General features: G+C 65.9%; 13 protein-coding genes. All 13 read left to right on the top strand.

The genetic code is table 11. The features are described from left to right. Window positions 1-247 (top strand): DUF3795 domain-containing protein (locus GXY33_22485; protein ID NLX07919.1); only part of this gene is annotated, 247 nt, incomplete at its 5' end. Then, the gene (locus tag GXY33_22480) at window positions 244-552 is read left to right on the top strand and encodes a hypothetical protein (GenBank protein NLX07918.1); all 309 of its coding nucleotides are present in this window, start codon (window positions 244-246) and stop codon (window positions 550-552) included. The genes GXY33_22485 and GXY33_22480, both read left to right, overlap by 4 nt. A 315-nt stretch (window positions 553-867) precedes the next feature. After that, complete coding sequence (tadA, locus tag GXY33_22475; GenBank protein ID NLX07917.1) at window positions 868-2,571, top strand: Flp pilus assembly complex ATPase component TadA; 1,704 nt, start codon at window positions 868-870, stop codon at window positions 2,569-2,571. Between the two features lie 51 nt (window positions 2,572-2,622). Beyond that, the gene (locus GXY33_22470) at window positions 2,623-3,843 is read left to right on the top strand and encodes a hypothetical protein (protein ID NLX07916.1); all 1,221 of its coding nucleotides are present in this window, start codon (window positions 2,623-2,625) and stop codon (window positions 3,841-3,843) included. Between the two features lie 3 nt (window positions 3,844-3,846). Then, a complete protein-coding gene (gene gspG / locus GXY33_22465; protein ID NLX07915.1) occupies window positions 3,847-4,290 on the top strand; it encodes a type II secretion system major pseudopilin GspG in 444 nt (147 codons plus the stop codon). A gap of 27 nt (window positions 4,291-4,317) precedes the next feature. After that, window positions 4,318-4,878 carry a hypothetical protein gene (locus GXY33_22460; GenBank protein NLX07914.1) on the top strand — a complete coding sequence of 187 codons (561 nt, stop codon included), beginning with the start codon at window positions 4,318-4,320 and terminating at the stop codon, window positions 4,876-4,878. Window positions 4,879-4,916: 38 nt separating this feature from the next. Then, complete coding sequence (locus GXY33_22455) at window positions 4,917-5,390, top strand: hypothetical protein (protein ID NLX07913.1); 474 nt, start codon at window positions 4,917-4,919, stop codon at window positions 5,388-5,390. Window positions 5,391-5,403: 13 nt separating this feature from the next. Then, window positions 5,404-6,084, top strand: coding sequence for a prepilin-type N-terminal cleavage/methylation domain-containing protein (locus tag GXY33_22450; protein ID NLX07912.1), 681 nt, complete (start codon window positions 5,404-5,406; stop codon window positions 6,082-6,084). Continuing rightward, complete coding sequence (locus GXY33_22445; GenBank protein ID NLX07911.1) at window positions 6,081-7,427, top strand: hypothetical protein; 1,347 nt, start codon at window positions 6,081-6,083, stop codon at window positions 7,425-7,427. The genes GXY33_22450 and GXY33_22445 overlap by 4 nt, the downstream gene beginning before the upstream one ends. A gap of 4 nt (window positions 7,428-7,431) precedes the next feature. After that, window positions 7,432-8,838 (top strand): hypothetical protein, encoded by a 1,407-nt coding sequence (locus GXY33_22440; GenBank protein NLX07910.1) that lies wholly within the window; start codon window positions 7,432-7,434, stop codon window positions 8,836-8,838. Beyond that, window positions 8,835-9,407, top strand: coding sequence for a type II secretion system protein M (locus tag GXY33_22435; protein ID NLX07909.1), 573 nt, complete (start codon window positions 8,835-8,837; stop codon window positions 9,405-9,407). Before GXY33_22440 ends, GXY33_22435 begins: the two co-directional genes overlap by 4 nt. After that, complete coding sequence (locus GXY33_22430; GenBank protein NLX07908.1) at window positions 9,395-10,012, top strand: hypothetical protein; 618 nt, start codon at window positions 9,395-9,397, stop codon at window positions 10,010-10,012. Before GXY33_22435 ends, GXY33_22430 begins: the two co-directional genes overlap by 13 nt. Before the next feature lie 5 nt (window positions 10,013-10,017). Next, on the top strand, window positions 10,018-10,742 hold a 725-nt coding region (locus tag GXY33_22425), incomplete at its 3' end, for a hypothetical protein (GenBank protein NLX07907.1).

The raw sequence follows: 10,742 nt of genomic DNA, 5'->3' as shown, positions 1-10,742 counted from the left end.
GGAAGTGGGATGCGAGGGCTGCTGGGGCGGTATTCACAACGCATTGGCGGCGTCCCTGGAATGCCGGATACGACAGTGTGCGGACGGCAAAGGCTTCGCCACCTGCGCCGAGTGCGGCGATTTCCCCTGCGTCGTGTATCTGAAGCAGTTTCAGGAAGGCAGTCGATGTGAGCGGAACATCAGAGCCATCCAGGCCGCCGGTCTGGACCAATGGATCGACCGGCAAGTGAAGGAAAGAGAGCCATGATCCGAACGGCCGTCATGGAACAGGCGCGTGAGCGAGCCGCCGCCTTCCATGTGACGAACGTGATCGTCGCGACGAATACCGGCCGTTCCGGACTCGTAGCCGCCGCGGATTCCGGCCGGTTGCCGATGGACCAGGACTGCATCGCCATCGCGACCCCGTCGTCCTACTGCGATCTGCCCGATGCGGCCGTGGTGCTCCATCCGGCACGATCACAAGACATGTTCAGCATGCGGTTCCGGGTCAAGGACCTGCTGCTTTGTCCTACGGTTGATGATGTGTGGTTCAGCGACGGAGAACTCCCGTAGGCGGCACGCTGAATACTTCGATCAGCCCCATGAAAACCTCGCCAATCAGGAGCCACGGTTGGCACCCAGCGCCTCGACTGGGGGGGCCGGTCCGGTCCGTGGGTTTCGTTGAATAACCCCAAAGGTGGTTACGGTAAAGGTATGGAATAAAAGCACATGCTGCAGTATAAGTGAATAATATGGATATTCAGTCTCGCCACCATATAAATAGAAGTAAGTATAATTATAAATGAACATTTATTCTTCTTTCATGACTTTTGAAGGAAGTGTGCAACATTCCGGCCGTCTTCGGCGTCTAAAAACTAGGAGGTATTTGTGTCCCAGCGGCTGGGCGAAATCCTGGTCTCGCTAGGTTACCTGGCACGTGAACGGTTGGACGGCGTCGCTTGGCCGACGGCTGGCAACGGCCGGCGGTTCGGCGAGCGCCTTTGCGAACTGGGCATCGTCCAACAGGCCGACGTGGTCCACGCCCTGGCGGTTCAGTGCGGCTTGGCGGTGGCGAACCTGGCGGACCTGGAGGTGAGCCCCGAGGCCCTTCGGCACGTGACGGCGGAGATGGCCCAGCGTTACCGCGTGTTGCCGCTGAGCGCCACCGACGGTCGGCTGAAACTGGCCATGGCTGATCCGTTCGACCTGGCCGCAGTCGATGACCTGGAGGCCCTGACCGGCCTGGAAATCGTGCGATCGTACGCCCGGCCGGACGACCTGGCCGAGGCGATCCGACGGTTCTACGGCACATCCGCCTCCCGCATGGCGAATTCGTTGGCCGAGCAGATGGTGGCCGACGAAGTTGAGGGGGGGGACTCCGTCGGTCACCTGCACGAGCTGGCCCGCGAACCCTCGCTGATCAACCTGGTCAACCTGATCATCCTCGAAGCCCTGCAGGACCGGGCCAGCGACATCCACATCGAGCCGTTTGAAAAGCAGCTCCGCGTCCGGTATCGGATCGACGGCGTGCTGCACGAAATGTCGCCGCCGCCGCGGCACCTGCAGGCGGCGATCATCAGCCGCATCAAGATCATGTCCCACCTGAACATCGCCGAGCGGTTCGTGCCGCAGGATGGGCACATCAAGTTCGTCGGCAGCGACGCCAACGTGGACATCCGCGTTTCGACCGTACCGACGATGTTCGGCGAGAGCGTGGTGATGCGCATCCTCGATCAGTCCCACACGCTGCACAAGCTCTCCGAACTGGGCATGGGGCCGGAGATGCTCGATACGCTTGATCGTATCCTGCGCCGGCCGCACGGCGTGGTGCTGGTGACCGGGCCGACCGGCAGCGGCAAGACCACCACGCTGTACGCCGCACTCCACCACATCTACAGCCCAGGCAAGAAAATCCTGACCATCGAGGACCCGGTGGAATTCCACCTCGACGGGATCAACCAGATGCAGGTCAACCCCAAGCGCGGCCTGAACTTCGCCAACGGCCTGCGCTCGATGCTCCGCCAGGACCCCGACATCATGATGGTCGGCGAGATTCGCGACGGCGAGACCGCGGACATTGCCATCCGCAGCGCCCTGACCGGCCACCTGGTCTTCTCGTCGCTGCACACCAACGACGCCCCCGGGGCGGTCACCCGGCTGCTCGACATGGGCATCGAGCCGTACCTGCTGGCGACCACGGTCGAAGCCCTGATCGCCCAGCGGCTGGTGCGGGTGATCTGTCCGCGCTGCATCGAGGAGTACAAGCCGTCGGAGCAGATCCTCTCGAAGGTCGGCAACGGGGCCGGCGAGTTTGTCGGCGCGACGCTGCGGCGCGGCCGCGGATGCCGCGAATGCCACAACACCGGCTATCGCGGGCGCGTGGGCGTTTTCGAGATGATCGTGATCGACGACACCCTTCGCGAGGTGATCATGACGCGGCCGTCGGGCAGCCAGGTTCGCCGGGCCGCCGGGCCGAATTTCGTGACGCTGCGCGACGACGGCTACCGCAAGGTCCTGGCCGGCGCCACCACGCTGGAAGAGGTCTGGCGGGTCACGCAGGACGTGGTCGGCCAGACGCCGCATGCCGACTGACCGCCGCCCGAGGCGCCGATGGCATGAACCGGATACACTGACGAGCAGAGCATGGCGACGTTTGTCTACAAGGCGGTGGACTTAAGCGGACGAGAGGTCTCCGGCGAACTGGAGGCGCCGGACCGGACGGCGGCGCTACGCGAACTGGCCCGGCAGGACGCCTGCGTGACCCGGATTGACGCCAAGTCCCAGCGGGCGGCGCTGTCGGAGACGCCGGGCTCGAACCGTTTGCGGATCGGCAGCAAGCAGCTCGCCATCCTGACCCGCCAGCTCGCCACGTCGCTCGAGGCCGGATTGACGTTGATGCACGCGTTGGACGTCATGCAGCAGGAACTGCACCACCGGCCGTCGCGCGAACTGCTCGGCCGGTTGGCCGGCGACGTTCAACACGGCCGCAGCCTCTCGGACGCCATGAACGAGCATCCGCGGATATTCTCGCCGCTGTACATCCGGATGGTCCGCGTGGGCGAGACCGGCGGCATGCTCGATACCATGCTCGGTCAGCTCGCCGAGATGCTGGAGCGCCAAAACGATCTGCGCGACCGGGTGCGTACGGCTTCGATCTACCCGTCGATCCTGCTGCTGGTCGGATTGGCGTCGGTGGTCATCATCGTGGCCGTGATCGTGCCGCGGATCATCGAGTCGCTGGGTACTGACACGATGCTGCTGCCGCTGCCGACGCGGATCATGATGGGCGCGGGCGATTTCGTACGCGACTGGTGGTATCTGCTGCTGGCGGCCGTCGCGACGGGCGTTTTCGCGTTTCGGCATTGGGTTTTGCAGGGCCCGGGACGGCCCAGGTGGGACCGGTTCAAGCTTCGCGTGCCGATCTGGGGACGGCTGATCGCCCAGACCGAGTCATCGCGTTTCGCCCGGAGCATGGGCATTCTCGTCCGCGGCGGCGTGACGATCACCGAGGCCCTGGCGGCGGCCAAGGAGACGGTCCAGAACGCGGCGATGCGCCAGGCGATGGAGAGTGTGGCCGCCTCGATCCAGTCCGGCGAGTCGATCGCCCGGCCGCTGCAGCGGAGCGGCCTGTTCCGCCCGCTGCTGATCCAGATGGTGCGGATTGGCGAGAACACCGGACGGCTTCACGAGATGCTGCTTAAGGCGGCGGACATTCACGAGGCCGAGGCGCGAGTGACCCTCGACCGCGTGGTGACCATACTGCCGGTACTGATGATCCTGGCGTTGGCGGGCATCATCGGCTTTATCGTGGCCGGCCTGGTGCTGGCCATCGTCGAATTCCAGACTGTCGGAGTTGGAGGTTAGTCCATGATCGAACGGAATAATCGCAGACGCCGTCGCACGATGCAGCGGGCGTTCACCCTGATCGAGTTTATTGTCGTGATGGTCATCATCGGTATCCTGGCCGCCCTGATCGTGCCGCGGTTCATCGGCCGGATCGGCGGGGCCCGGCAGGCTGTGGCCCAACAGAACATCGGGACGCTCGAGGCCAAGGTCCTGGAGTTCTACACCGACTGCGGGCGTTTTCCCACAGCGTCGGAAGGCATGCGGGCCCTGGTCCAGGCGCCGCCCGACGTGGCCGAGGCGTGGAAGGGCCCGTACGTCAAGGACAAGGACATCATCGACCCGTGGGGCGTCGAGTACATCTACGTCTTTCCCGGTCAGCGCAACTCGGACTTCGATCTGCTGACGTTCGGCGCCGACCGGCAGGAGGGCGGCGAAGACGAAAACAAGGACATCGGCAACTGGTGAGGCCGACGCCGCTGAGAGTCGCAAGCCATGCAGCGAGATAATTGTCCAGAAACCAAAGGACTCGCACGCCGCGCGGTCACGTTGATCGAACTGATCGTCGTGGTCGTCCTGCTGACGGTGACGGCCGGGCTGATCGTGCCGCGAATGGGCCGCTCGATGGAAAGCGGACAGATGCGCGAGGCCGTGGCGCGGTTCAAGCACACCGTCCGCACGGTCCGCGAGTTGGCGGCGGCCGAGGGCCGCGAGCTTGCGGTCGAGATCGATCTGGACCGCAAGGCCTACGCGGTGGTCGAACCGGCCGAGAAGGACGGTCAGGGCGAGTTGCTGCGGACCTCGTACCTCAAGCCCGGACGCCTCGCCGAGAGCATGGAACTGCTGGGCTGCCGCGGCGGCGACGGGACATTCTGGAGTTCCGGCGTGCGGCAACTGCGGTTCTATCCCGACGGCACGAGCAGCGGCGCGTCGATCCGCGTTCGCTGCGACGGCTGCGATTATCTGCTGGTGATCCATACTCACAGCGGCCGCGTGGCCTTCGAACCGGCCGGCGACGCTGAGGCGGTGGCTGACCAGTTCGATCTTGGAGATTGACGACCAGGACAACGGGTCGTTCGACGGACAACACTGTGATGTTGATAAACCGGGCACAAGGTGAACAACACGCTCGCCGACGGCGTGTCCGCGGCCTGACGCTGATCGAGGCCCTGGCCGCCACGGTACTTCTGGGCGTGGGCGTGGTTGGGCTGATGTCGTCAGCCACGCTGGGCCTGCGGAATCAGCAGCGGTGCGAGCACCGGACGGCGGCGGTCTATCTGGCTGAGGAACTGATGAACCAGGTGGCGATGATTGGCCCGCACATCTGGACGCTCGGCCAGCCCGCCAAGGGCGTCGAGGCCCGCGGCAACGTGGACTTCGAGTGGGAAGTGGCCATCGAGTCGCTGACCGCGGGAGAGCTGTTCGACGTGCAGGTCGCGGTCACGTGGCAGACCGCCACCGACAGCGGCACGGTGAAACTGGCCACACTGCTGAACGACTACGAGGCCGTTCAGCTTGGTGTCGACGAGCTTCCCAGCGACCGCCAGCCGGTCGCGCAGGAACGGTAGACGAATGCGGCGGATGATCCAGACAACCAGAATCCAAAAGTCGACGCGGACGGCGTTCACGCTCGTCGAGCTGCTGCTGGCGATCACGATATCGGGTCTGCTGGTGGTCTCAGCCGTCAGCGCCGTCCGTTCGCTCACCAGCGCCCGCGAATCGGTGGATCGGCGCGGCCAGAGGCTCTGTCAGGCCCGCCAGGCCATCGAGTGCGTCACGAGTGCACTTCGCAACATTCGGCGCGACGTCCAGGGCGACGATCCCGTGCTGGTCGGTCGGCCCGGCGATCGCGGCGAGCCGGGTGATCGGATCGACCTGCTGGTGATCGACCAGCGCCGCTGTCGGCCCGAGGGCCCGGAGTCGGACCAGCAGGAGACGAGTTTCTCGTTGGCGACGCTTCCGGGACGGGAGTATCCGGCGCTGCTGTGCCGCCGCGACCACGCACTGGACGACGAGCCGGAGGACGGCGGGTTGGCCACCGTGGTGGCTGAGGGCATCATCGACCTGAGTTTCGAGTACTACGACGGCGACCAGTGGCAGCGGGAGTGGGTCGAGCAGCCCGCTCCGCCGCGGGCCGTCCGCGTGACCGTCGCCGCCGTCGCCGATGACTCGCGTCTGGACCGCAAACCCGACGTGCTGACGCTGTCCACCGTGGTCGCGATCGGCGCGACCCGTCAGCCGAATCCGCGAGGCAATCCGTGAACCGGCGAGCGCATCATCCGAGAACGCGACCCGACCGGGCGATGGTGCTCGTCCTGGTCCTGTGGGCGATCGCCGTCCTGGCCCTCGTCGCGGGCGGCCTGGCCTTCGCGGTCCGGCAGAACACCGCCGTCGCGATGATCCGCAACGACCGCTGCGCTGCGCGATGGCTGGCCCGGGCGGGCGTCGAGCGGGCGATCGCGGAACTCACCGACGATCTGGCCGACGTGGACTGCCTCGACGATTCCTGGGCCGACAATCCGACCGCGTTCGAGGACCGCGAACTGGCGGGCGGGACGTTCAGTGTCGTCCACGGCGACCAGGACGCGATGCTCACGATCTACGGCGCGACCGACGAAAGCGCCAAGCTCAACCTGAACGCGGCGAGCCATGAGCAGCTCATGAAGCTTCCGGACATGACCTCGCCGATCGCCTCCGCGATCATCGACTGGCGCGACGACAATGAAGAACCCGAAGCCGACGGCATCGAGCGCAGCCACTACCTGGCCCTCGCCCACCCCTACAACATCCGCAACGGTCCGTTCCGCACCGTTCGCGAACTGCTGTTGGTCCGCGACGTGACCGAGGATCTGTTCTACGGCGAGGACGTCAATCTCAACGGCCTGCTCGACGCCGCCGAGGACGACGGGCTGGCTTCCGATCCGCCCGACAACGGCGACGGGCGGCTGACGCAGGGTTGGGCGACGTACCTGACCGTCTACAGCTACGAGCGCAACGTCAACGCCGACGGCGACCGGCGGCTTAACATCAAGACAGCCGATGAGTCCTCGCTGGCCCAGCGGCTGGACCTCGAGGCCTGGGCGGCCAAGTCGATCATCAAGGCCCGCGAGCAGAAGCAGTTCGAGCACCTGGTCGATCTTCTCGAGGTTAAACGCCATCCGGAGACCGCGGGCGCCGATGAGGATTTCCACGACCGCTCGCCGTCCGAGAAGGACTCAGCGGTTACCGAGACGATGTTCAAAGCCATCGTCGACCAGATCACGCTCGTCGACGACGAAATACTGTCCGGACGGATCAACATCAACACCGCGCCGGCCGTGGTGATTCGCACGCTGCCCAGCCTCAGCGAGGAAACCGCCGACGCCGTCATCCGCCGGCGCGATGCGATCGGTTACTTCGAATCGGTCGGCGAATTGCTCGACGTAGACGGCATCGACCGCAGCGCGTTCGGCAAGCTCGAAAACAGCGTGACGATCCGGTCCAATGTCTTTCGCATCGTCAGCGTCGGACGGTCGGCTTCGGGTCTGGCCCGCGGCGCCATCGAGTGCGTCGTCGACCGCGGAGGCCGGTCGCCGCGAATCCTATACTGGCAGGAGAGCCCGTAGCATCATGACCAGCAGTACCATATCCGCCACAACGCTCACCGGTCGGCAGTACCGCCAGGTCGAACTCCGTTTTGACGGCCGGCGTGCCCGCCTCGTGCGCACCGCCGGCGGCGTCTTTACCGCCGAGCGCGCCGTTCTGGCATCGCCGAGTACGCATGAGCCGGATAGCCTCTTGCGCCTCGCCGCCGTCGGACGATCGGGCGTCATCAGTCGCCGCTTCGCCGTGCCCGAAATGGACGACCAGCGGCTCCGCGCCGTGATTGCCCATCGCCTGGAGGCCGACCTTCCCGTCGGGCTCGATGGCGTGCAGTGGGGCTATCGCCGCACGACTCGAAAGGGCGGCGACGGCGGCGTGGAGGTGCTGGTCGAGGCGGCCCGAAACCAGGTCGTCTCGTCAGCCGTGAGCCAGCTTGCCGGTGCGGGCTTCGCTCCGGATCTGCTGACCACGACGGCTGAGGCCTTCGGCGGCCTTCGCCGCCACGCGATATCGGAACCGATCGGCGATGGTCACGAGATCCTGCTCGTCGCCGACGGAAGCGAGTGGACTTTCGCCGTTCTCGCCGGCGGCCACGTGACCTCGGTCCGACGAATGGCCGTGAGCGACCTTTCCGGCGACTGCCTCGCTCGTAGTCTCCAGCAGGCCGTTGAGGCTGAAACGCCGATCGCCGGGATCACCCGCATCCTCTGGTGCGGACAGGCGGGCACGTCCGCCCTCGCCGACGACCTTGGCCGACGGCTGGGCGTTGCCTTTCAGCCCGCGTTGCCCGCCGCCAATCTCGTGGACGAATCGGACCAGCCGGTTGCCGCGGAGGTCTTCGCCGAATGGGCCCTGCCGATCGGCCTGGCCTTTGCCGGACGCTTCGAGTACGAGACGATGATCCGCTTGGCCGTTCGGCCGCGCCGGTCCGCCCGCGCTCAGCCGGTCGGCTTTCGGCGATTCCTCTCGCTGCGAATCGGCGGCGCGGTCGCCGCGGCGCTGATCGCGGTCGCGGCGCTGATCCACGTGGGCGCGCTGGCCGCTGAGAACAGCCGCATGGATCGCTTCATCCAGAACGCCGAAAACGATCCCAATATCCTCTCCGAATTTGACCCGTCGGTTCAAGCGATGCGGCGGCTCGAGAAGTACCGCATCGATCCCGAAGGGATCCTGGCCGACCTGTGCCCGCACGTGCCGCCGGGCATGATCCTCTCCTCGATCCAGCTCAGCCGCGATCGGCGACTGGTCATTCGCGGGGTCTGCCCGGACGCCAAAGCCGTTTTCGCCTTCGCCCAGGCAATGCTTGATGGCGACCGCTTCGACCAAGTCCACCCGGAACGCAGCGAACCGGGGCAAGGCGGCGCGTTCACCATCACCGCCCACGTGACGAGCGTGCGGGAGTTTCCATCCAACTGGCCGGGAGCGACGCGATGAACCTCACCCAACGCGATAAACGGGCTTTAACCCTCGGCGCGATCGGGCTGGCCGCAATCGCCGGATATCTGCTGATCATCGAACCGGCGCTGACGTCGTACGACGAGCTCCGCGCGACACACGCCGCCAACGCGGCCAAGGTTGCCAAGCTCCTGCTCGACCGCCAAAAAAGCGTCTACCTTTCGACCAAGCTGGACCAGTGGCGGGAGAAAGCGGGCGAGTTCGCTCCGCCCGACGAGTACGGCCGGCGGATGACCGTGGTCGGCGACGGCTTGGTCGCGGCGGTCCAGAGGGGCGGCCTGCAGCTTAAGCACTCGACCTGGTCGGCCACGCGGTCGTGGAACGAAGACCCGACGCTGGCACTGGCCATGCTCCAGATCGACGGCGAAGCCGGGTGGGAGAACGTCTTTAAGTTCATCGCCGAACTGCACCGCATTCCCGGCGTGTTGAGCATCGAGAGCCTGGACCTGTCCGGCGATCCCAAGAAGGGAGGCAATCTGACCGTGCGTATGACCGTGTCCGTGTTGGTCAAAGCGGCGGAGAAGGGACCGAAACGATGGCCCGGCTGAAACTCACCGATCGACACCGCCGGTACCTCGCCGTCGCCGTGGCCGTCGTCGCGGGCCTGATGGCCGTCGACGTGGTCTTTCAGATCGTCCGCCACGCCCAGTGGCGGGCGTTCATCCCAGCCGTGTCCGAGGCGGCGACCACCCAGCCGTCCGCGACACAGCCGGCCACGCAAGCGGCGGAGCCCACGCCCGCGCCGGCCGCGCCGCCCAAACCGATTGAAATCGCCGCCGCGATCAAAGCCCGCAATATCTTTGCCGCGCCGCCCGAGAAAGGCCACGGCATGAGCCTCTGCGGCGTGCTGGGCAACGTCGCCCTGTTCAACGCGCGCGGCGGCGCGGTGGTGGCAATCGAGGCCGGGCAGTCGGCCAACGGCGTGACCGTCAAGTCCATCGACGGATACGAGGTGGTGATCGAATACGAGGGCAAGCCCGAGACGTTGCGGCTGTTCCCGCCGTCGCCCGGCCAGGACGGGCCCGGCGCTCCGCCCGCACCGCCGCCGACGGCGACATCGCCGGCGACCCAACCGGCCACGCAGCCGACGAACCAACCGACCTCCGCACCCGCTGCGGAAACCCAACCGGCACAGACCGAACAAAGGAAGTGACCACGATGCACAAGACCGTTACCCCCTGGCGACCGATCGGCGTCTCTATGCTCCTGCTGGCTGTCTGCCTCTGTCCGGCGTCGGTTCTCGCCGACGCGCCGGCCACCCAGACACAGGCGGCTTCAGCTCCTCAGACGCAGCCGACCTCGGCCAGCGAACCGGCCGCTGAGAAACCGATCCCGATCTCGTTTAACAACGCGCCGATGGACCAGATCGCCAAGTTTCTGGCCGACCAGATGGGCAAGCCCGTGTTGATCGCTCCCGCTGTCAAGGACATCAAAATCACGCTGGTCAACCCCACGCCCCTGCCGAAGATCGAGGCCCTTGAGATCCTCAACACCGCCCTGCACGAATACGGCGTAGCCGTCGAGGAACGCGAGCGGACCGTCCACCTGATCCCGATCGCCGAGGTGGCCAAGGCCCAGCTCAAGACCCTCGGCCCCGAGGTTGACCTCGACGAGATTCGGCCTCGCAACCAGATCGTCCGCAAGATCTTCGACGTCCGCCACTACGACGCCGAGAAGCTCATTGAGATCCTCAAGCCGCTGCTGCCGAGCTTCGGCCACATCACCGCCGAGCCGACCACCGGCAAACTCATCGTGGTCGCCACCGTCGGGCAGTTAAGCATCATGTCCGGCATCATCGGCGAACTCGATCAGCCGGACGTCAGCGGCCGCGAACTCAAGGTCTTCCCCGTCCACAACGTCGACGTGAGCGAACTGGTGCCCGT

Source organism: Phycisphaerae bacterium (genome assembly GCA_012729815.1).
GTDB lineage: Bacteria > Planctomycetota > Phycisphaerae > JAAYCJ01 > JAAYCJ01 > JAAYCJ01.
Note: the sequence above shows the minus strand (reverse complement) of the source record. Positions and strands in the feature narration are given on the sequence as shown.

What these genes read in the sequence shown, in the direction of transcription:
- GXY33_22480 (NLX07918.1), top strand. Translation starts at nt 244, where the DNA reads ATGATCCGAACGGCCGTCATGGAACAGGCGCGTGAGCGAGCCGCCGCC.
- GXY33_22470 (NLX07916.1), top strand. Translation starts at nt 2,623, where the DNA reads ATGGCGACGTTTGTCTACAAGGCGGTGGACTTAAGCGGACGAGAGGTC.
- gspG (NLX07915.1), top strand. Translation starts at nt 3,847, where the DNA reads ATGATCGAACGGAATAATCGCAGACGCCGTCGCACGATGCAGCGGGCG.
- GXY33_22460 (NLX07914.1), top strand. Translation starts at nt 4,318, where the DNA reads ATGCAGCGAGATAATTGTCCAGAAACCAAAGGACTCGCACGCCGCGCG.
- GXY33_22455 (NLX07913.1), top strand. Translation starts at nt 4,917, where the DNA reads ATGTTGATAAACCGGGCACAAGGTGAACAACACGCTCGCCGACGGCGT.
- GXY33_22450 (NLX07912.1), top strand. Translation starts at nt 5,404, where the DNA reads ATGATCCAGACAACCAGAATCCAAAAGTCGACGCGGACGGCGTTCACG.
- GXY33_22440 (NLX07910.1), top strand. Translation starts at nt 7,432, where the DNA reads ATGACCAGCAGTACCATATCCGCCACAACGCTCACCGGTCGGCAGTAC.
- GXY33_22435 (NLX07909.1), top strand. Translation starts at nt 8,835, where the DNA reads ATGAACCTCACCCAACGCGATAAACGGGCTTTAACCCTCGGCGCGATC.
- GXY33_22430 (NLX07908.1), top strand. Translation starts at nt 9,395, where the DNA reads ATGGCCCGGCTGAAACTCACCGATCGACACCGCCGGTACCTCGCCGTC.